Annotated in this window: 19 protein-coding genes; 6 read left to right on the forward strand and 13 right to left on the reverse strand. The window is 67.3% G+C overall.

Translation table 11 applies throughout. From position 1 onward, the window contains the following. Positions 1-63: 63 nt before the first annotated feature. A complete protein-coding gene (locus KA712_11640) occupies positions 64-756 on the forward strand; it encodes a peptidylprolyl isomerase (GenBank protein ID MCG5053604.1) in 693 nt (230 codons plus the stop codon). 77 nt (positions 757-833) lie between these two features. Here KA712_11640 and KA712_11645 read toward each other — a convergent pair whose 3' ends face one another. The 3 genes from KA712_11645 to KA712_11655 are packed head-to-tail and all read right to left on the reverse strand — an operon-like array spanning position 834 to position 4,236. After that, a complete protein-coding gene (locus KA712_11645; GenBank protein ID MCG5053605.1) occupies positions 834-1,502 on the reverse strand; it encodes a hypothetical protein in 669 nt (222 codons plus the stop codon). Between the two features lie 4 nt (positions 1,503-1,506). Further along, positions 1,507-2,172: a TrkA family potassium uptake protein gene (locus KA712_11650; protein MCG5053606.1), complete on the reverse strand. Its 666-nt coding sequence runs from the start codon at positions 2,170-2,172 to the stop codon at positions 1,507-1,509. A 45-nt stretch (positions 2,173-2,217) separates the two neighbouring features. After that, a complete protein-coding gene (locus tag KA712_11655; protein MCG5053607.1) occupies positions 2,218-4,236 on the reverse strand; it encodes a hypothetical protein in 2,019 nt (672 codons plus the stop codon). Positions 4,237-4,480: 244 nt separating this feature from the next. Here KA712_11655 and tpx point away from each other — a divergent pair, with 244 nt between their 5' ends. The 3 genes from tpx to KA712_11670 all read left to right on the forward strand — a co-directional run bounded on the left by tpx (position 4,481) and on the right by KA712_11670 (position 8,153). Next, positions 4,481-4,978, forward strand: coding sequence for a thiol peroxidase (tpx, locus tag KA712_11660; GenBank protein MCG5053608.1), 498 nt, complete (start codon positions 4,481-4,483; stop codon positions 4,976-4,978). A 146-nt stretch (positions 4,979-5,124) separates the two neighbouring features. Beyond that, positions 5,125-7,617, forward strand: coding sequence for a transglycosylase domain-containing protein (locus KA712_11665; protein ID MCG5053609.1), 2,493 nt, complete (start codon positions 5,125-5,127; stop codon positions 7,615-7,617). 128 nt (positions 7,618-7,745) lie between these two features. Further along, a complete protein-coding gene (locus tag KA712_11670) occupies positions 7,746-8,153 on the forward strand; it encodes a CBS domain-containing protein (GenBank protein MCG5053610.1) in 408 nt (135 codons plus the stop codon). A gap of 18 nt (positions 8,154-8,171) precedes the next feature. Here KA712_11670 and KA712_11675 read toward each other — a convergent pair whose 3' ends face one another. The 4 genes from KA712_11675 to KA712_11690 form a co-directional block, all read right to left on the reverse strand. Beyond that, complete coding sequence (locus KA712_11675) at positions 8,172-8,681, reverse strand: STAS domain-containing protein (protein ID MCG5053611.1); 510 nt, start codon at positions 8,679-8,681, stop codon at positions 8,172-8,174. Next, positions 8,674-9,858: a response regulator gene (locus KA712_11680; protein MCG5053612.1), complete on the reverse strand. Its 1,185-nt coding sequence runs from the start codon at positions 9,856-9,858 to the stop codon at positions 8,674-8,676. Before KA712_11680 ends, KA712_11675 begins: the two co-directional genes overlap by 8 nt. A gap of 178 nt (positions 9,859-10,036) precedes the next feature. Then, positions 10,037-11,284, reverse strand: coding sequence for a hypothetical protein (locus tag KA712_11685; GenBank protein ID MCG5053613.1), 1,248 nt, complete (start codon positions 11,282-11,284; stop codon positions 10,037-10,039). Positions 11,285-11,294: 10 nt separating this feature from the next. After that, on the reverse strand, positions 11,295-12,431 hold the full coding sequence (locus KA712_11690) for an AAA family ATPase (GenBank protein MCG5053614.1): 1,137 nt from the start codon (positions 12,429-12,431) through the stop codon (positions 11,295-11,297). A gap of 162 nt (positions 12,432-12,593) precedes the next feature. On the opposite strand from KA712_11690, the gene metK reads away from it, so the two are divergent. Next, positions 12,594-13,874 (forward strand): methionine adenosyltransferase, encoded by a 1,281-nt coding sequence (gene metK, locus KA712_11695; GenBank protein MCG5053615.1) that lies wholly within the window; start codon positions 12,594-12,596, stop codon positions 13,872-13,874. A 97-nt stretch (positions 13,875-13,971) separates the two neighbouring features. On the opposite strand, the gene KA712_11700 is transcribed toward metK, so the two are convergent. The 6 genes from KA712_11700 to KA712_11725 all read right to left on the reverse strand — a co-directional run bounded on the left by KA712_11700 (position 13,972) and on the right by KA712_11725 (position 20,551). Continuing rightward, positions 13,972-15,267 carry a hypothetical protein gene (locus tag KA712_11700; GenBank protein MCG5053616.1) on the reverse strand — a complete coding sequence of 432 codons (1,296 nt, stop codon included), beginning with the start codon at positions 15,265-15,267 and terminating at the stop codon, positions 13,972-13,974. 99 nt (positions 15,268-15,366) lie between these two features. After that, positions 15,367-17,124 (reverse strand): D-alanyl-D-alanine carboxypeptidase/D-alanyl-D-alanine-endopeptidase, encoded by a 1,758-nt coding sequence (dacB, locus tag KA712_11705; GenBank protein MCG5053617.1) that lies wholly within the window; start codon positions 17,122-17,124, stop codon positions 15,367-15,369. Between the two features lie 52 nt (positions 17,125-17,176). Continuing rightward, complete coding sequence (locus KA712_11710; protein ID MCG5053618.1) at positions 17,177-17,911, reverse strand: formylglycine-generating enzyme family protein; 735 nt, start codon at positions 17,909-17,911, stop codon at positions 17,177-17,179. A 68-nt stretch (positions 17,912-17,979) separates the two neighbouring features. Further along, entirely contained in the window at positions 17,980-19,080 is a 1,101-nt protein-coding gene (locus KA712_11715) for a hypothetical protein (GenBank protein MCG5053619.1), read from the reverse strand. Beyond that, a complete protein-coding gene (locus tag KA712_11720; protein ID MCG5053620.1) occupies positions 19,077-20,036 on the reverse strand; it encodes a tetratricopeptide repeat protein in 960 nt (319 codons plus the stop codon). The genes KA712_11715 and KA712_11720 overlap by 4 nt, the downstream gene beginning before the upstream one ends. Beyond that, complete coding sequence (locus KA712_11725; GenBank protein MCG5053621.1) at positions 20,036-20,551, reverse strand: hypothetical protein; 516 nt, start codon at positions 20,549-20,551, stop codon at positions 20,036-20,038. Before KA712_11725 ends, KA712_11720 begins: the two co-directional genes overlap by 1 nt. A gap of 155 nt (positions 20,552-20,706) precedes the next feature. Between KA712_11725 and KA712_11730 the strand changes: the two genes are divergently transcribed. Further along, entirely contained in the window at positions 20,707-21,351 is a 645-nt protein-coding gene (locus KA712_11730; GenBank protein MCG5053622.1) for a 2OG-Fe(II) oxygenase, read from the forward strand. The last annotated feature ends 92 nt before the right edge of the window (positions 21,352-21,443 follow it).

Genomic DNA, 21,443 nt, shown 5'->3' on the forward strand with positions numbered 1-21,443 from the left:
CGCGGCCCTGGGGACCGCGCGATTCACGGTTGTCTGGCCCCGGCCGTGACGTATCCTGCCGGCATGCGATACGCCATGGCTCTGCTAGCCCTGCCCCTTTGCTTCGGCGCTTGCAAGAAGGCGGGAGCGCCCGAACCTCCCCCCTTGCCTCAAAACCCAACTCCGGAGGCCCCCCAACCTCCGGCGGCGCCGTCCCCGGAGCCCACGGGCTCGCTGTCTCCGGATAAACTGACCGAGACCGCCCCCGACAAGTTCACGGCAGTGTTCGAGACCAGCGCGGGCACCTTCGAGGTGGAGGTCGACCGCAGCTTGGCGCCGAAGGGCGCCGACCGCTTCTTCAATCTGGTGAAGCACGGCTTTTACGATGAGACCCGCTTCTTTCGCGTGGTGCCGAACTTCATCGTGCAGTGGGGCCTCAGCGGGGATCCGGCCCTCAACAGCACCTGGCGCGAGGCGCGCATCGAAGACGATCCCGGCAAAACGACGAACGCACGGGGCACCCTCGTCTTCGCCACCGCGGGGCCCAACACCCGCACGACCCAGCTGTTCATCAACCTGAAGGACAACGCCTTCCTCGACAGCATGGGCTTCGCGCCCTTCGGGCGCGTGACGAAGGGCATGGACGTGGTCGAGAAGATTACGTCCGAGTACGGCGAGTCCCCGAACCAAACGCAGATCCAGACGCAGGGCAACGCCTACTTGGTCCAGGCCTTCCCGAAGCTCGACTACATCAAAAAAGCCAGCATCCAGGAGTAGGCTCCCGCCGGGGCAGCCGTTTCGAGGTGGTGTTCCCCGCGGCGAAGGCAACCTGACCCGGGGCGTGGCCCCGCCGCTCAGATGAGCTTGCGGGGCTGACCTTGCTCGTCGAGCAAGCCGTTGACCGAATCGAAGATGGCCCGAAACTCCGGGGGCACCCGGGCCGACGTGCAGCGGCGGTGTCGCTCTCCCGTGCGAAACGACTCGAGCACCTGGTAGAGCTGATCCAGGGGCTCGAGCAGTTTGCGCGTGAGCCGCCTTGCCAAGAAGGTGCTCGCGACCAGGCTCAGCAGGGCCAAGATCACGGCGAACCACGCGCCCGCCTGCCCGAGCCGCTTGGCTTCGTCGTCCGCCGCGCGCATGGCCCTTCGGTTGATGGCCGACAACGTCTCGAGCGCCAACACGACTTCGCGCCGCGCCTCCGCATCGCCGGCGAAGGCACCGACTTTCTTCTGCTCGATCCGTGTGAGCGCGGGGCGCTCTTCGGGTTCCGTCACGTTGGCCCACGCTGCCCGCAAGGCGCGGTCGAAGCTGTCCCGCGAAGCACCCACGTCTGCCACAGGATCCACGAGCGCCAGGGCCTCGAACATGCGCTCGACAGCCTCGAGCGAGGCGACGTTCTCAGACAGGATCTTCTCGATGACGGGGCTCATGCGGACGAGCAGGCCCACCGCTCCGAAGGCCGTCAGGATGTTGAGCGCCACGAGACCGAAGACGCCCGCCAGCAAGGTGCGTTTGAGTTCCATGGCCCTAATCCCTGTCCCTCTTCATGACCTTGCCCACGGCCCCCTCTTTCGAGACCACGAGCAAAACGTCTTCGGCTTCGAGTGGGCGGAGGGGATCGGGTGCCAGCACCATCTCTTTGCCTTTGTAACGAACCGCCACCACGGTGATCGCGTACTTGGCGGGAAGTTGTAGATCCTTGAGCGAACGGCCCACGAAGGCCTCCGGCGGGCGCAGCTCCGTGACGAGCAGGTCATCGCCAAGGGGCAGTTCGCCAATGACCCGATCGTAGACCATGCGTGTGGCGAATCGCTCACCAAACTCGCGCTCGGGATTGACCACCTCGTGGGCCCCCACCAGGCGCAAAATGCGAGCGTGCACGTCGTCATTCGCCCGGGCGATGACCCGCTCAGCCCCCATCTGCCGCAGCAGCGCCGTGCAGATGATCGAGGCCTCCTTGGCTTCGTCGCCAATGGCACATACGCACACGTCTCGTCGCTCCGGTGAGGTTCGCGCCAGCGCGTCGGCGTCCGTGGCGTCGAAGGCGGCGGTCTCGTCGGCGAAGCTTGCCGCCACCCGCAGACGCTCTTCGCGCAGGTCCACGGCCAGGACCTCCACGCCCCGCGTGGCCAGCGCGCGCGCCAAAGACATGCCGAATTGCCCGAGACCCACCACCAGTGCTTGCTTGATCATGCTTTCACTTCGTTCGTGTCGTTGACGCTCTCGTTCGCTTCTTGCTCACCCTACCTCGATGTCTTCGGAGGGGCGCCGCCACGGGTCGCTCAGAGCCACCGTTCCCAAGATCATGAACAAGGTCAAGGTGCCCACGCGACCTGTGAACATGCAGAGCATGATCACCGCGCGGCCGATGCCATCGAGCATTCCCGTGGCGCCAATCGACAGCCCCACCGTGCCCAGGGCCGAAACCACCTCGAAGGCCGCCCGATCGCTCGCTATGTTTTGGGTGAGCTGCAAGAGCACGAGCCCCCCCAGCACGCCAAGCCCCGCCACGGTGGCCACGGCCGCCGCCCGAAACACGGTGCGATGAGGGATGTGTTTGCCGAGCGCAAGCACCCAATCGCGGCCGCGCACGGTGGCGAGGACCGCCAACACCAGCACGCCCACCGTGGTGGTCTTGATCCCCCCCGCCGTGCCCCCGGGGCTGCCCCCGATGAACATCCAGACCATCATCATGGACAAAGTCGCAGGGCGCACCTGTGCAAGGTCCACCGAGTTGAAGCCCGCCGTCCTCAAGGTGAGGGACTGAAACACGGCGTTGTGAACCTTGTCCCAAAAGCCAAGACCCAAAAGCGAGTTGTCCCACTCGACGGCGCCGTACCAAAGGGCGCCCCCGACCAAGAGGATCGCAGAGGTGACGTAGACGATCTGGGCCTGGGCACTCGTGCGACGGCCGCGGAGGTAGTCGGGCAGGTGCAGCGCCAAGCCCGGGGACAAGCCCCCTGCCACGATCAACGCGCCCACGGTGTAGAGCACGGCGGGATCGCTTTGATAGGGGATCAGGCTGTCGGTCTGCAACGCAAATCCCGCGTTGCAGAAGGCAGAGATGGCGGTAAAAACGCCCCGCCAGGCGGCCGTCCCCAGCGCGTCTCCGTGAGAGGAAAACAGCGCCGTAAGCAAAAACGCGCCCACCGCTTCCGCCACGAAGGTGAACAGAATCAGCCTGCGAATCGAACCGAACAAGCGGCCTTTGTCCTGCGCGCTCATCAACTCGGCCATCGCGGCCTCGTGCCGCAGGCTCAAGCGGCGTCCCAGCAGGCGCAAAGCGGCCGTGGAGAAGGTCATGATGCCGAGCCCACCGAGCTGCATCAAGACGAGGATGGCAAGCTGGCCCGCGAAGCTGAAATCACGAGAGGTGTCGAGCACCGCAAGCCCGGTCACGCACACGGCGCTCACGGCGGTGAAGGCGGCGTCGGAGAGTCCTATCGATAGGTCCGTTGCGCTCGCGCCGGGCAAAGCCAGGATGAAGGTGCCCACCACGCACAACGCGAGGAAGGTGGAGACCAGCATGCGGGCCGGCTGCTCCATGATGGGATCCCACCAATCGGCGCGTCCAAGCCCGGATGCGGCCTTGACGGGCACCAGCAAGCCCGCGGCCACCGGAATGGCCGCTCCCAGGGTCAAGGTGGCGAGGCCCTGGTTCCACGCCAGGGTCCCAAGCGCCGCCACCGCCAGCACGCCGCCGAAGAGGCGCACCCGCCAGCGCCCCTCTGCTTTGGCGGGCCGCAAGAGCCGGTAGGTGACGAAACCACAAAGCGCAAACGACAGCAAAACAGGCCAAAATGGCGCCCGTTCCACGCCGCCTACCAGATAGAGCCCCCACACGGTCAGCGCGGACCAGGCAGCCGCCCGGCTGCGGCGCACGGGCGCAGCCCGCAGCGTCTCCACGTGTGACAGGCGGTTCGTGGTTTTCGCCAAGCCAGGAAACACCCACAAGTGGCTCAGCAGTCCGAAGGCAACGAGCAAGATGGGCAAGGCTGCCGCGGGACGGGTGAGCCACAAGCGCGCCGTGACGGTCAACACCGCCGCCACACCCAGCGTGGCCAGCAAGCGACCTGCATGCGGGCGACGGGCCATCACGAGCCCCGCGAGCGAAAGCGCCGCGGCGCCGAAGCCCGCCGCAACTCCCAAGGGCTGCCAGGGCTCGCGCGCAAGGCCTTCGTGAACCCAAAGCGCAAGCACCAGCACGAAGGGACCCACGGAGAGCATGAGCCCCGCGGCAGTGGCCAGCGGGTTCATGCGCCCCTCCCCGTCCCGTAGGTTCGCCGCCTTCGCTCCGCGGAGCGAAGCCACCGAGGTGTCGGGCGCCGAAACGCAGGCCGCACAAGTTCAGGGTTCATCAGGGTAAGCCGCGCCCTTCTATCGCCTTTTCGGCGGCAGAGCCACAGGTCGTAGCGCCCCCGAAGCCAACCTTGTATGTCTACCTCTTCTTCTGTCCTCCACGGGACAGAGCCACTTTTCGATTCACGACAGGAGAGACACCATGGCTAAAGTGACGTTCAAGGGGAACCCGGCGCAGACGTCCGGGGACCTTCCCGGGGTGGGGTCTGCCGCGCCGGCGCTTTCCCTCGTCAGCCGCGCGCTCGAAGAGGTCACCCTCGACGCGTACCAGGGCAAAAAGAAGATCCTGAACATCGTTCCCAGCCTCGACACGGGCGTGTGTGCCACGTCGACCCGCACCTTCAATCAGAAGGCGGCAGGGCGCGACGACACCGTGGTGCTGGTGATCTCGAAGGACCTGCCGTTTGCACAGAAGCGCTTTTGCGAGGCCGAAGGCATCAACAACGTGGTGAGCCTCTCGGCCTTCCGTAGCGGCTTTGCCAAGGATTGGGGCGTGGAGCTTCTGGACACACCCCTCAAGGGTCTGACGGCACGCGCCGTGGTGGTGCTGGACGCCAGCAACAAGGTGCTCTACACCGAGTTGGTTCCCGAGATCACGCAAGAGCCGAACTACGACGGTGCCCTGGCCGCGCTCGGCTAAACGCCTCTCGTCACGACACGTCGCTCACCGGGGCGACGGAAACGGGGAGCCCTCGGACGACGGCTCCCCGTTTCGTTTCGTGACGCGGCCGAATCATCCCGCCCCCTCTGCGCGGACGCGCCGAGAATGATAGATTGCGGTGTTCAGTGACCTGGCGACGGCATACCGACCCGCCCTACGACCGCGTGGAGCTCACCAACCCGGCCGACGGCGGCTTTGTCTACTGGCTGTTCAAGTTCTACGCCTTCGGCCTGTGCTGCCTGGGCGGGGTGGCGGTCTTGGCAGGGGGCGCAGCCTACCTGTACTTCGCGTCGACGCTGCCTCCCACGCCGGATCTGTCCCGCTTCGAGCAAGAGGCCGCGGCCACCACCACCGTGCGTGCGTGGGACGGAACCCCTCTTGCCGAGTGGGCCCAGGAATACCGCGAGATCGTTCCCCTCGCGCGCATCCCGCAGCCGCTCGTCAATGCGTTCATGGCCGTGGAAGACCGGCGCTTCTTCGAGCACGGCGGCCTCGATTACCGCGGCATCGCACGCGCCCTGATTGCCAACCTCCGCGCCGACCGCGTGGCCCAAGGCGGGTCCACCATCACCCAGCAGGTGGCCAAGTCTTTTTTGTCACCCGAGCGCACCCTCGCACGGAAAATCCGCGAGGCGATCCTGTCTCACCGGCTCGAGGCTCACAACAGCAAGGAAGAGATCCTCACGCTCTACCTCAATCAGATCTTCCTGGGGCATGGTGCATACGGTGTAGCCGCGGCCGCGCGGCGTTTGTTCGACAAGTCCCTCGACGAGCTCGAGATCGCCGATATGGCGCTCATCGCGGGGCTCGCAGGCGCGCCCAGCCGCTTTTCGCCTGTCTTGCGCCCCGAGCTGGCGCGGGAGCGGCGCGATCACGTGCTCGAAGCCATGGCGGCCGCCGGCTTTTTGGACGACGCCGAGGTCACGCGGCAAAAGGCGCACCCCGTGGTGACCCGGGCCCAACCCGACATCTTTCACGAACGCTCCCCTTACTTTGCCGAACACATCCGCCGCGATCTGGCCGCGCGCTACGGCGAAGAGACCCTGTGGCGGGGCGGCTTGCACGTCGAGACCACGCTCGTGCCGTGGATCGATGCCGCCGCCCAAGAAAACGTCGACTTCTCCCTCCGAAAGCTCGATAAGCGGCAGGGCTACCGCGGCCCTCTGACCCAGCTCCTGGACCCGCACGCCGAAGAGTTCCGCCAGCGCGCGGCTTTACGCTACGGTGACAGCCCTCCCGCCGAGGGGCGGCTTTACCTTGGCCTCGTCGAGTCAGCCAACGCCAAGGGCGCGAAGGTGCGCGTGGGCGCTGGCGTCTACGAGTTGCCCCGCGAGGGCTTTGCCTGGGCATTCCCCTACAGCACCCGCAACTTCGACAACGATCTCGAACTGCCGGAGACCGCGGTGCCGCTGCGCAAGGGCGACGTGGTGTGGGTGAAAAACGCGCATACCAGCCAGCTGCAGCGCTTCGGCGACTGGCGTTACGACGAAAAGAACGAGGTCCGCTACCTCGCCCCCTGGAGCGACAAAAAACCTCCCAAGGGGCCGCCAAAGCTCCAACTCGAACAGCAACCCAAGGCCCAGGCGGCGCTCTTCGCCTACGATCACCGCAGCGGCTACGTGATCAGCATGGTGGGAGGGCACGACGCGGACAGGTCTCAGTTCAACCGCGTGGTTCAGGCCTGCCGCCAGCCGGGCTCGACCTACAAGCCCATTTACTACTCGCTGGCGCTCGACAAAGGGTACGGCTATGCGTCCCTGCTCAATGACATTCCCCGTGCCGAGGTGGACCCCATCACGGGCGAGGTCTGGACGCCGACCAACCTGAACAACACCGTCGAGTACCAGGTGACGCTCGAGTACGCGCTCATCTGGTCGAAGAACGTGCCTTCGGTGCAGCTCTTCAAGTTGGTGGGGGGCCAAGACACCGAGGCGTGGGCGCGGCGGCTGGGCTTCACCACGAAAATCATTCCTGACCAAGCGCTGGCCCTGGGCGCTTCGTGCACCCGCATCGACGAGTCCACGCGTGCATTCTCCGCCTTCGCCCGCAACGGCGTGCTCACCGATCCTGTCTACATCCGCCGCGTGCGCGATCGGCGGGGTCGGCTGCTCGAGGATCACACCGAGCTTGGCGACCCCATGAGCAGCCCCACGGAGCGGCTCGACCGCATGGTGGCGCTGGCCACGGCCGCCCCGCCCGAGCCGGTGATCCCCCCGCGCACGGCCTGGCTGACCTCCCAGCTGCTGCGCCGGGTGGTCACGAATGGCCACGCCCCGGCCATGCGCGCCACACAGCTGCCGTTCGCCGGCAAAACGGGCACGTCCAGTGAAACCATGGACTCGTGGTTCATCGGGTACTCGTCACGCTGGATGCTCACCACCTGGATGGGTGACGACCTTCGCGAACGCCCGCTTGGGCGCAAGGATGCGTCCTTCATGCTGAGCGTGCCTCTGTCGGCCCGCTTCCTGTGGGAGGTCAAGGGCGATCAGCCGCTCGAGGACATTCCCTGGGAACGCCCCGAAGGCGTCAAGCGCACCGACACGGGCGGCACGTTGCGCACCTCGATGGAAGAGGTCAAGGCGGAGCAAGAGGCGCAGGGCCGCCCCCGCAAGGGCTGAGCCCGCAGGGGAATGCACCCCTTACCGGTGTTGCACACGGACTGCGCAGCTTCTGCGCGCTTGGCTGCCCAGGGGGCAGGTATTTCTGGCACGTTGCTTGAAATAGCGGGGCGCTGGAGGTGTTCACCATGCTGCGGGTCCGCGACATCATGACGAGGGAAGTGTTCACGTTGGAGGCCAAGGCGTCCGCCCTCGAAGCAGCCTGGGCGCTCACCCGGCGCAGCATCAACAGCGCCCCGGTGCGGGATGCGCAGGGCCGCCTGGTCGGCGTGCTTTCGAAGAGCGATCTCGTGAACCCCGAGCCCCAGGATTGGATCAAGGGAGAGGCCCTCGTCGAAGACCTCATGACGCCCAACGTGCTCGGCCTTTACGAGGATGATCCGGCCGTGGCTGCGGCCCAAGGCATGGTGGAGTCCAACGTACACCAAGCCGTGGTGTACACCGACGACGGCAAGCTTGCCGGCATCGTGGCGGCGATGGACATCGTCAAGGCCGTGGCCAAAGGCGAGGACTTCCGCAGCACCGACGACGCTTGACGCGCGACGGGCACGCCTTCAGGAGTGGCCCTTCACCTCGCCGGCCTCGAGTTCCATGAGGGCAATCACATCGCAGAAGCGCTCCTGATTCACCTTGTCCACGGCGGCGAGGCTCCGGTGGGCTTCGAGCATCACGCTGCCCAGTTCGGCCCGGTTCGGGGCCTCCCCGTCCGTGATCTCTTCGCTCGTTGGCACCTCGGGCGCGGGGGCTTCGGTCATCTGGAAGATCTCATCCAGGCACATGCTGCATAGCAGCTGGCGGATGGACTCTTGCGTGGAGATGATGACCGGGCGGTGGCTCCCTCGCTCCTGGAGCCGCTGCGCGATGCGGACCAACTCGCCCAAATTCGTGCTGTCGATCGAGTCCGTTTCGCTCAGGTCCACCACCAAGTCGTCCACGGTCTCGTTCGCGAGCAAGAGGTTGACGAACTTATCCACCGAAGGCGCCAAGGGGTAGCGAATCTCCCCTACGTAGCGCAGCACGTGAAGCGGGCCCTCGTGTGCGTAGAGTACGCGGCCATCAGCCATGTGATGGTCTCCTTTCCATGCAAAGCAGAGTGATGTCATCCTCGGCGTGGGTGTCGGCCCCGACACCGAGTGCGGAGGCCAGAGCGTCGATGTTGGCGGCGCTGGCGCCCAGTTTGAGCACGGCCTCGAGTCGCCGCGCAGGGACCACACCTTTTTCGCCTGCCAAGATACCGTCCGAGGCCACCAACAGCCGGTCCACGTCGGCGAGGGGCAACTCGGCGCGGCTGTAGCGGGCGTCGGAGAACAACCCCAGGGGCCGCCCGGGCATCTCCAAGAAACGCGGGTGCAGGCGGCCGAACACGGCCGGAAACGGGTATTGGCCTGCATTGGACCACACGAGCGTATCGGTCTCGAGATCCACCACCCCGTAAAACATCGTGGCGTGTTTGTCGATGTGCCGCCCCAGCAAGTCACGGCTGAGCTGCTCGAGCAGGCGATCGGGTTCGAGGATGAGATCGCTCACCCCCTGGGCGAAGGCCTCACGATACTTGGCGACCAGCGCCGTCAACATGGCGGTGACGAAGGCCGAAGCCGCACCGTGCCCCGCAACGTCCATGAGGTAGAGGCCCGCATACCGCGGTCCCAGCTTGAAGTAGTCGACGAAGTCGCCGCTCAGGACCCGCGAGGGGAAGATGCGACGGCTCAGCGTCCAGGCGCCGAGCTCGAGCTTGTCGGGAGGCAACATCTGGAACTGCAAACGACGGCCCGCCTCCTGATCGGCCTTCAGCTCCTCGAGCGCCACGGCCAACTGGGCGTTCAGCTGCTCGAGCCTCGCGCGATGTTCGCGGTTTTCGCGCAGCAGGCGCGCTTTGTCCAAAGCCCGCGTCACCGTTTGCGCCAAGATCTCCGACTGCAGGAGCGGCTTGGTCACGTAGTCCCAGGCGCCAAGCCGCAGCGCCTGCAAGGCGTCGTTCATGGTTCCCTCTCCGGAGACCACAATCACGGGCGTCTCGGGCGCTTCTTGCGACAGACAAGACAAAACATCGAGGCCGTCGATGCCCGGCATGCGCAGATCCACCAGCACGGCGTCGGGCAGGCGCTCACGAAAGGCCTCGATCCCGCTCTCGCCATCTTCGGCCTCCGTGACCTCGAACCCCGCGAACGAAAGGATGCGTGCAAACGCAGTCCTCACCAACTCGTTGTCATCGATGAGCAACACCTTCGTGGCAACCGCCATTGACCTCCCCATTCCTCTCGAAACCGTTGGGAATCGTACCAAAGCCAACCAACACGAGCACGCTCTAATTCAGTACGCGATTTACCGCATTCACGATCGAGCCCGCCACCGTGGCCAATCGGTGACGTGGTCCCCATTACGGAAATCTCACGGGGGTGCCTTCGTCCCCCTACTGCCGTCAGCGCGTCAGCACACTTCGGCGTGCAACATCCCCCTGCGCGGGGGTCAGCGTGATCGCACCTCGCCGGGTCGCCCAGAACATGAGGTTGCTGGCATCGTGGGCTTCGCACTCGTGGGCGTCGAGAGTGCCACTCCGATCGGTGTCGGCGCGTGGTGGGCACACGGGCGTATCGTCGAGACCGTCGGCGATCGCGGTGGGCGCCTGCGCCTCCTCTTGCTGCAGGGGACCTTCGGTGGTGTGAAACAGACCCAAGGCGTGACCGAGCTCATGCGCGATGATCTGACCCGCGAAACGGGACTCTTGCGCGAAGAGGGCCGCGCTCACGACCAGGCCCGAGCGCGCAGTGCCGCTGACCGGGGGCACAGGCACCCCCCCGGTAATCGCCCACAGGCGGCCTTCCCGGCCGAGCCGTACATCAGACACCACGAACAAAGGCACGCCGTCGTCGTCATCGAGCCCCGAGGGCGTAAGGCGCTGCAGCAATCGCTGCAGCTGGGGCGAATCACTGCCGAGCGCGGGGTCAATCTCGAGGGGCGCGAAGAGGGGCCCCTCGCCCTCCGCGAGGCGGCTCGTCTTCGTCTCGACGAGCTCGAGACCGCCGGTCCGCCAGATCGCGCGGGCCCGCGCCAGAGCGGGCGCGAGGCGCTCCGGAGGCACGCCGCCACCGGCGTCGATGATGTGCAAGGGGAGCGCCTGCGCGCGGGGCACCGTTGCAGGAACGTGTGGGTACTTGGCCCATACACGCAGCCCCAACGACTCCGCGGGCAGCGGGGAGCCCCGCCGTACCACGGTCACCTCGAAGGGAGGGATGAGCGGCAGGGCGCCGCTGGCCACGGGCAGCTGGACGGTTACGATGCCACGCCCCGCGAGCACGCGGTTGAGCGAAAACTCCGGGGACGCGCCCTCCACCAGCTGCCGACCCGCCGCGTCCCTCACGTCGAGCGCCAAGCGCCCTTCGGGCCGCCCCGTCACCATGACGGTGAGCGAAAGAAGATCCGCGCGTGCTTCGGGCAAGGGCCCCACGAAGGCCTGTGCCTCGCGCGCGCCCTCGGCCAGGGCGATCGTGCCCGCCACGAGCTCGAGCCGCACGGCGCCCTCGGACACGAGCGGCGGCAACGGTGTGGGCTCGGGCTCGCCCCCGTCACACGCCCCCAACGCCAGCACGATAGCCGCCACACGGGACAGGAGCCTGACCATCAGACGGGCCATGCTCTCGTGCGCGCGGCGACGGGTGCGAGGTCGCAACAGGTGCGGCTCACGACACGAAGCGAACCGCCAGCGCACCGTTTTCCAGGAACACGTGGACCCGCCCCTGCTCGTGTTCGGCGAAGATTTGAAACGCCATGTCTTCGAGCCGGCGGCTCAGCACCGAGGCCAGCCCGCGGGCGCCGGTCTCACGGCTCAGGGTCTCCCGCACCACGTGGGTGAGCACCTCGGGCTCGATGCGCAACTCGAAGCCTTCATCGTTGTATTCGGCGAGAAGCCGCGCCACCACGTTGTCTCGCAGGATGGAAAGCAACGTGCCTTCGTCGAGGGCCTCGAAGGGCACGACGCGCGAAAAGCGCGCCATCAGCTCCGGCAAAAAGCCGTAGGTCTGAAAGCTGCCCACGTTCTCCACGTCTTCGGGAGAAAACCCGGTCCCCACGCTGGCCGCCGGGGCCACCGCCGCGTCACGCCCAAAGCCGATGCTTTCCCGGGCTTTTCGCTGTTTGAGCACGCCATGAAAACCCGAAAACGCGCCGGCCGCCACGAACGCCACATCGGCGGTCGACATCATCACGCTATCGGAGTAGCTCGCGTGCGACACCTCGAGAGGCACCACCACCTCGGCCGCCTCGAACATCTTGAGCAGCTCCCGCTGCACCCCGAGCCCCGTCACGTCCTTCGTGGTCCCCGCGCCCGCAAAAACCGCGTTGTTTTGGCCTGAAGCGATCTTGTCGAACTCGTCCAGGCAGACGATGCCCACCGCGGCCAGCTGGGGGTTGTCGTCGGCGACCTGCAGGAGCCGCGTCAAGATGGTGCTGGGATCTTGCCCTACGTAGCCCGTTTCGGAGTACGTGGTGATGTCGATGATCACGGTGGGAAGGCGCAAGATGCGCTGAAACAGAAGCTCGACCAGGTGTGTTTTGCCGCACCCCGTGGGTCCCATGAGCAGGGTATTCGCTTTCGGCAGCAGCTCGGCCCGGCTCACGTTGTCGAGGTGGATGCGCTTGACCCTCCGTACGTGGCGGTACGCCATGAGCGACATGGCCCTGCGGGCCAGGGGCTGCCCCCGATAGCCCAAGTCTTCGAGCCGGGCGAAGATGGCGCGAGGCGACATGTCCGGGACATCTCGCAAGGTCTTGAGGAAACTCTCATGCCCCGATTTGCGGTAGCGCTTGACCGGCTCCACGAAACCCAAGGGTAGCATAGGTGAAACCGACCCCGCACTTTACGCGCGGCCGTGGGTGCCCAGCCGCAAGGCCGCTTCACCGATTGCATCGGGCCGTTGACTCAGCGGGGCCAGGCTGGGAAACTGCCGCGTCCATTCCGCTTTAGATTCACGGGAGAATCCATGTCCGAGTATTTGTTCACGTCCGAAAGCGTCTCCGAAGGCCACCCCGACAAAATGTGCGACCAGATCTCCGACGGGGTTCTCGACGCCATCATCAAAGACGACCCCACGTGCCGCGTGGCTTGCGAGACCCTCACGAAGACCGGCTTCGTGATGCTGGCTGGCGAGATCACCACGACGAGCGTGGTCGACTACCCCACGATCGTGCGGAACGTGGTCAAGGACATCGGGTACGACAGCTCCGACGCAGGCTTCGACTGGCAAACCTGCGGCGTGATGGTGGCGATTGAACAGCAATCACCCGACATCGCGCAGGGCGTGGATGGCAAAGGCGTCTACACGAAGGACGACCTTGGCGCCGGCGACCAGGGCATGATGTTCGGCTACGCCAGCGACGAGACCCCGGAGCTGATGCCCATCGCCATTCAGCTCGCCCACAAGCTCACCCGCAAGCAGGCCGAGATCCGCAAGAAGAAGAAGGTCGACTTCCTGCGCCCCGACGCCAAGAGCCAGGTTACGGTTCGCTACGACGAAAACGATCGCCCCGTGGCGATCGACACCGTGGTGCTTTCGACCCAGCACAACGAAGCGGTGAAGTACAAGACGCTCAAGGAAGCGATCATGGAGCTGGTGATCAAGCCCGTGCTTCCGGCCAAGCTCGTCACCAAACAAACCAAGTACTTCATCAACCCCACGGGCCGCTTCGTGGTGGGTGGCCCCATGGGCGACTCGGGCCTCACCGGGCGCAAGATCATCGTGGACACCTACGGGGGCATGGGCCGCCACGGTGGCGGGGCCTTCTCGGGCAAGGACCCCTCGAAGGTGGATCGCTCCGCCTGCTACTACGCGCGCTACATCGCCAAGAACGTCGTGGCCGCAGGGCTCGCCCGACGCTGCGAGGTGCAGCTGGCCTACGCGATCGGTGTGGCCAAGCCGGTATCGATGCTGGTCCAGACCTTTGGCACCGGCGTGATTCCGGACGCCGAGATCTCGAAGATCGTGGCTGCGCACTTCGATGCGCGCCCCGCGGCGCTCATCCGCGAGCTGGACCTGCGCCGCCCCATCTACCGCAAAACGGCCGCCTACGGGCACTTCGGCCGCACCGAGCCCGAGTTCACCTGGGAGAAGACCGACAAGGCCGATGCCCTCAAGGCCGCGTCCAAGTCGAACGGCACCAGCGCCGGCAAGTCCAGCGCCTCAGGCAAAAACGGCACCAGCACCAACGGAGCCGCCACCAAGCCTCCGAAGGCGCGACGCAAGCCGGCTCAGGTCTCGGTATAGCCGAGCCCCCTGCGAGGGCCACGTCGAAGGACGCCGGCCCCCCGCACGTTCCGCGGCCGTCTTTCGAGGCGGCCGCGGCCGTTTCGAAGACCCTCGTTCAGGCGAGGATGATCCGCGGCGAAGCCAGGCCTTGCCGCACCAGATGCAGGGCCGCTTCGGAGGCGGCCTCGGCCTCGGTCGCGCGGCGCACGCAAAACACGCCGTTGTGCTCCTTGCACGTGGCCACCACCTGCTTGAGGTCCTCGATCAAGGAGAACGCGGCGTCGGCCAGGGGCGAGGCCAGCGGGCCGGGCGAAGGCGCGCCCGCGGCCACCAGATGCGCCCGAAAGCGCTCCACCGCGTCCTTGACCTTGGCCGCGTCGAAGGTGGCAAGCACCGCCTCGAGCGCCGAGGCGTCGACCTGCACCAACCTAGGGAAGCCCTCGTCCATCGGAATGACCGAAGCGGCGCTCTCCACCGGGAAAACGCCGATCACGCCGTCTTCGTCGGCCGACGGCGTTTGGAAAGGAACGATGTCGACGAAGAGCAAGAGCGGATCCGCATCGGCCTCGAGCTCGGCGAGGTCGTCGGGATCGATCGGCGGAAAGGTCTCCGGGGCCCCGATGTGCAGCAGAGGCACCACCAACTCACGCCACAGCTCCTCGGGGGCCAGGCCACTCGACGCCTTGGCACCGTGGATCCACGCCAGCAGCTCACAGAGCGAGGTGGCCCGCGGCAGCTGCGCCTCGAGGGCCGTGTCCCCGTCCATTTGTCCGAGGGCACCCACGATTTGGGCCCGTACCTGGGCCTTGACGGGCTCCGGCAACTGCGCCGGCGCGCGATCGATGGCCCGATCGATTTCGCGGCGCTCTTCACTGGCCGTGCTGGCCAGCATGGTGTGCACCGCCTGGGGATCGAGGCACGCCACCTGGGCGAGACCCGGATCGAAGAGGCGCTGGTAATCGACCGGGCCCAATTTTTGGGCCGAGAGGCTGGCCGCCTCGGGCGCCAGCGTGGCCCGCGCCACCGCGGAACGCAGATCGCGGGTCATGTCGTCGAGCTCGGCGAGCTTGCCGCGCCCGAGCGCCCGCGTGGCCGCTTCGATCGGCGACACCACGGCCACCGCTTCACACAGCCCCATCGAAGCGCCAAAGCCGCTCGAGCGGTTGGGGAACCAGAATGCGCCCAAATCTTTTTCGAGGCGCTCGGCGAAGGCCGCCCCCACCATGAAGGCCACCACCCGGTGCTCCGGCCGCGCAAGCGAAAAGGCACCACCCAGCATCTTGATGACGCCCGCCTCGATCTCGGCGAAGGGAGCCACCAAGGGATCGAGGTGCGGGCCCTCGAGCTTCTGGAGGTTCGTTGTGAAATCGTTGAAGGCAGCTGGAATCTGAGGCGGTTTCGGATGGTTCACGTGTAGCTCCCATCTGCAGCCAAGGCCGCAGGAAGGGCGAGAATACGCGCCGGGCGGGGCCCTGGCCAGAAGACGTTTGGGAGGCGACGCTCGTCCGGCTCAACCGGCCGCGAACGAGAATCGCCTCGCGGGTCCGCCAGGCTCTCTCGCGGTGGGCGCGAGGCGCACCCCTTCGCGCCGGGCTTCCTCGCCGGGCGCGGGCGCGGGCGTCTCTTCTGAGCCTTCGCTGCCTTCTTGAAGGCCTTCTTGTGAGCCTCCTTCGGTGGGTAGGCCCGGCAAGGTCTCTTCCTCTTCCGTTTCGATCACGTCGTCCCCCACCTCGAAGTCGGCCCCCGGTTCGGCTTGTTCGTCCGTGGGCTCGTTGACGAGGCCTTGGGCGTACCCCATCAGCGCTTCCACCACGCGCACCTGGGCCTTCCGCACGGCGTTCACGCCCCGGCGGCGGATGTGGTCCACCATGATCGAAAACACGAGGATCTCGGACTCGTCCCCCACGTACCCTGACAGGCACGACTTGCCATTCAGCGTGCCTGTCTTGGCCCGTACCCGGTGCGCGGCCACGGAGCCGGCGAACCGATGCTTCGTCGTGCCGTCGACGCCGCCCACCGACAGCGACTGCAGGATCTCGGGCCCGATGCGGGGATCGAAATAAAGCGTGCGCAAGAGCTCCGTGAGCCCGTGGGGCGACAGCCGGTTTTCGTGGCCAAGCCCGCTGCCGTTCGTGCTGTGATAGGCGGAGTCGGGCATCCCGAGCTCCGCCAGGGCCTCCCGCAGGGCCCGCACCCCTTCCGCCATGCTGGGAACGCCCCCGTAGACCTGGGCGCCCAACGTCTCGAGCAGCCGATCGGCGTAATCGTTGTTCGAGATTTTGTTGATGGGCCGCATGAGCGCCGGCAGCGGAGCCGACAGATGCTGGGCCAGCATCTCGGAGGGCCGCGCGCCTGACGCGGGCGCCGTGGCTTCGCGCACGACGGCGCCCCCGTCGATCTTCACGCCCCGGCGTTCGAGCGCCTGGAGCAAGAGAGCGGCGGCGTAAAGCATGGGCGTGTTCGGCCGCCGGCGAAACACCACGCCGGCCTGGCGCTGGGAGATGCGCCCGCGCACCGTCACCACGATGCGCCCGCCCTGGCTGCCCACGGTCACGGTGATGCGCGTACGCCCGCGCGCCACGGTGGTGGCCTGGTTCGCCACCACGATCCCTTCGAGGGCGGGCTCGTAAGTCACCTGCGGGCGGCCCCGAGGCTGGGCGCCCGGGCGCACCCGTACCACCAGGGCCGAGCGGCTCACCGACAGGGGCGGCCGCGCGCCGGGCGCGGCGTCGTCCACCCCCAGGTAGCGGCGATCGGCGACCACGTCGCCCGCCACGCGGCGCACGCCCCGCGCCACGAGGGCCGTGGCCAGGGATTCGAGGGCCCGCGCGTCGAGCGACGGATCCCCTCCTCCCCGCAACACGAGATCTCCCGGCACGAGCCCGGTCTCGTCGGGAGGCGCCCCCGTCACTTCGGTGCGGTAGCGAAACTGATTGCCCAGCCGAAGCAACGCCGCCGCCGTGGCCAGGATCTTCTGGTTCGAGGCGGGGTCCATGAGGAGATCGGCCCTTCGGGTGAAGAGCACCCGGCCGCTGCGCGCCTCCGTGACACGAATGGCGGTGCGCACGCGCCCCAGCACCGGCCCGTGCACCAAGCTGTGCAGGGCCTCCTGAAGGCGCAGGATGCGCTCGCGGTCGGGGTCGTCGTCCGAGGGCGGCGGCGCCTCGTCTTCGGGTCTGGGTTGCGGGGCTGGCGCCAGGGTCGTGGCCTGGCCGCCCGGTGTGGGGCGAGAGCCTGCGTGCACGGGCACGGCCACGCCGACCAGCACCAGGAACGCATGACCGGCAAGGACGCTCGCGGTCCTTCGAGACCGTGAACACTCAGTAGGCACAGCGAAACCCCAGATCCCCGTCCCGGTGCGTGGGCGCCCACGCGTTGCGGTTACTCGCCCGAGGCTCCACGAAGTAGCTGCAGCACGAGCCGCCCTTGACGATCCTGCGGACTGGGTCTCGGTCGTAGGCGTCGGCCACCCATTCCCAGACGTTGCCGGCGAGGTCCAGGATCCCTTCGGGCGTGGCCCCGGCAGCGTGAGAGCCCACGGGCTGCGGATGACCCGGGTTTTCGGCCCCACAAGGCCCCTCGCGCTCGAAGCTGCCCCAATTGCCTCGGGCACACGAAAGCTCGTCGCCCCAGGGAAACACGCGCCCATTGGCCCCCCGCGCGGCCCTCTCCCACTCGGCCTCGGTGGGCAGCCGCCCCTTCATGAAGCGGCAATAAGCCCGGGCCTCGTGCCACGACACCTGCGTCACCGGCAGGGCCGCGTCCGGGGAGGGCGCGCGTTCGTTCGCCTCCAACGGTTTGCATCGGCGGGCTTTGACACAGAGAGCGTATTGGCCCTGTGTCACCTCGGTGCGGTCGATCCAGAAGGAAGGCAGATTGCGCAGGCGCTGGGGGCGCTCGTCTTCCTCGTGATCGTTAGAGCCCTGGACGAAGCGGGCGGCCCCCAGGCGGACCCGGTCGGGCTTCGGCCCCTCTGCGCGCGAGGTTCCGAGACTCAAGACGAGACCCGCCGCCACGCACCAGCGCTGGAGACGAAGCGAGGGCCGGGTCGACATGGGAAGCACAGGCTAGCGCGGGCGCGTGGACGACTCAAAACCGAATCTGCGCGTACCCGCAGCGCCCCTCAACGGCACAGATTCGGCGACACACAGACGCCCTCGGCGCACGAGCGGCTCCAACAGCCCGCCTCGCTGGCGCACGGCCCTCCCAGGCCTTGACGGGGCACACACACACCGCCGTCGCAAACGTCCCCCTCCGCACACTGCCGCGAAAACGCGCAGGCCTGCCCTCGCGGCACCCGCACCGTGCACGTGCCGGTGCCGTCCACCACGCTGCCTTCGCAGTAAGCCTGGGGAGGGCAGGGATCGGGAATGCCGATCACGCAGGTCTGACCCAGGCCCGCCCCTGCGCGGCAGGCGGGCAGCTCCCCCGCACGTTCCGAGAGTATTGGGCAGGACAGCCCGGGTCCGCAGAAGTAGCTGGCCAAGATGGCGCAGGTGGCGCCGACCGGGGCCGACCAGGTCGTCAACACCGGCAGGCACTGGCCGGGGTCGAGGATCGTGGGTGAAAAGCACGTGGTGCCAAACGCGCAGGGAGGTCCAAACACGTCGCACACACCTTCGGCGGGGATGGGCACGGCGCACCGCCCGCCGATGTCGGGGCACCGCAGGCCCGGCGCGCAATCGCGATCGACATCGCAGTCTTCCCCCGCGACGCCCCGGGGTCGACACGCACCAGGGCATTCCGCGCCCACCCGGCAACTGTGATCCGCCCGGCAGTCAAAATCCGAAACGCAAGGGGTGTCGGTGGTTCCCAAGCCGCCCGCCGCCTCGAGACAGGCCTCGGGCAAGGCCGTCTGAAACCGCGCGCAGCCCTCCGCCTCGAGCGCCGCCAGGCACGTCTTTGCGGCGCGGGCGTCATAGACCGCCGTGCCCCGCGCCACGGCGTCGGCCAGTTCGCCCACGAGCGTGCTGGCCAGGCGGCTCGTGGTTTGCGACGCGCACGTCTCGGACGGCACATCCAATGGCCTCCCCGTGCACTGCGGGCGCACGGCGCACTCGAGGGCCGCGAGCTGCGCCGGCAGCTCTGCAAGCGTGACGCCCTGCGTGCCGTCACAAGCCAACAGCCCGCAGGCCATCACGGCAAGGGGCACGAGAACGCGCGTCGCCGAGGGCCTGACGCGGGGCTGCGCCGGGGCCGGCTGGCCCCGCGGCGCGCAGCTCATCGCAGCTTTTCCAATCGCTCCCGCGCCTCGATCACCCAGGGATCATCGCCCGTCTCCTGGGCCAGGCGCAAGTACTCCCCCAGATGCTGGCGCGCCTGTGCCCGGCTGCCCAGGGCCTCGAGCGCGGTGGCCAGGTTGTAATGGGCGTCCGCGAATTCGGGGTTGCTGGCCAAAACCCGCCGGTACTCGGCAGCGGCCAGGTCCATGTCCCCGTCTTCGAGCAGCAGGTTCGCGAGATTGAAGCGCGCCTCCGACTGCTCGGGATCGAGCCCCAGGGCCTTCTCGAAGCTCGCCCGGGCGGCGTCTTCATCGCCCCGTCGGTAGGCGAGGCCACCCAGGTTGGTGTGCGCGGCGGCCAGGCCGGGATCGGCAGCCAGCGCCTGGCGGTAGCAGGCTGCCGCCTCGTCCTCTTTGCCGGGTTGCGCTTCGAGCGCCAGGCCCTCGACGAACCAGTCGTAGGCCGAAAGCCGCCCCCCCTCCACCTTGGGCGCCTTCACGGAAAGTGGCGTGGCGTCCATGGCGGCCGAAGCCTGCTGAGCCAATTCAGCCAGGCCGAAGTCGAACACGCGCTGCCCGGTCACCTCGTAGGCCGCGCCTTCGTCCAGCACCACCAGGGCCACGCCGTTGAAGGCCACACGCAAACGCAAGAGCGCCGCAGGCCCACCGTCGACGTTGGGCAAGGTGGCGTGTGCCGCGGCCAGCGCGTCGCGGATCTGCGCCGTTTTGAAGCCCCTGTCCACCAGCTCGGCAGCCGCTTTCACGCACACGAGATCGCGGAAGCTGTAGAGCTGCCGCGTGCCCCGCCGCAGCGAGGGGCCCACGAAACCGCTTTGCGCCCAGTACCTGAGCTTGCTCTCGGCCACACCGCTGATCGCGGCCACGGCGGAAAACGTATACCCATCGCTCACGGTCGGTTCGGGTGGGCCCCCGGGCCCCTTCACGGAAGACACGGCCATCACAGCTTCGCCTCCACGTCCACGTCGATCAAAATCTTCACACCTTTGGTGCTCACGCGCATCTCGGCGCTGACCTCGTGCACCTTCGTGTGAGAGAGCCGTTCGGCCTCTTTGGTCGCGATCTGGCGGATGCGGTTGCGGGCCCAGGTGTCACGGGCCAGCATGGCCCCCAGCCGCCGGGCCGTGCCCACGTCGGCAGACTCGCGAAAGAGCCCCACGGTGCCCGCCAAGTCCAAGGTCAGCATCGTCGACCCTTCGAAGATCTGGCGCCCCGTGCGGGTGATGCGCTGGCCCTCCGAAAGCACGTCGGCCCGGCCCAGCAGGACCTCGACGGCGGCTTTGGACAAGCGCTCGCGCACTTCGCGCTCGAAGATCGCGATCCGAGCGGCGCGCACCATCGGGCGCAGGCGCGTGAGCGGGCGATCGGGAACGGCGTCCGTCCCGGGGTGCGCGGACGGTCCCAGGGCAGAGTGCGTCGACGATGAAACGGGGGCTCGAGGCTTTGCGGGGACCATGTGCTCTCATGTAGGATAATGTCGTATCTAAAAAAGCGCAAGCGCCGCTCACCGATTCACCCAGGCCCCTGCGGACCACCGCAGAAGCCAAGGGCGACGAACTCGGCTACGCTGGCGTCGAACTCGCCTCGAGGACCGTCGTAAAGCGCCCGCCCATGTTCGCCGCAGAGCTGCCCCCGGAACACGACGATCCTCTTGGACCCCTCATGACACAGCTGCGGCAACGTCAGTGGGGGGTGCTCGACGGATGGCTGCCGGACGATGCCTTGCGCGCCCTGCGGGCCGATCTGCTGCGCCTGCGCCTGGCGGCGCGCTTTCGCCCGGCGGGCGTGGGACGAGGCGCTTCGTTTCGCCTGGCGCCCGAGATCCGCTCGGACTTCGTGCACTGGATGGACCCCGCGGCTCTCTCGCCACCTCAGCAGGCGCTGTGGGCGGCGTTCGAGCAGCTCCGGGTGCGTCTCAACCGCACCTTCTTCCTGGGCTTGCGGCGCTTCGAGGGACACTTGACGGTCTATCCCCAAGGGGCGCACTACCAAAAACACGTCGACCAGTTCGCTGACGCCGTTCACCGCCGCGTCTCTTGCATCCTTTACCTCAACCGCGTGTGGAGCCTCGCCGACGGGGGTGCCCTGCGCGTCTACGATCCACTGGCCACGGACACACCCGTCGCGGACCTGCCTCCCCTGTGGGGACGCATGGTCGTGTTCTTTAGCGACACCGTGCCCCACGAGGTGCTGACCACACACCGACATCGCTTGAGCGCCACGGGCTGGTTTCGCGACGACGACGCGCCTCTGTAGGCGCTTCGGCCGCGGCCCCCATCGTCGCGCCTCCTGCAGTCCGATCGAGCTGCCTTCGCCAGCGCGAAGGAAGGAAGACGTGATCTCGAATA

The organism is Myxococcales bacterium, from assembly GCA_022184915.1.
Taxonomy (GTDB): Bacteria; Myxococcota_A; Polyangia; order Fen-1088; family Fen-1088; genus JAGTJU01.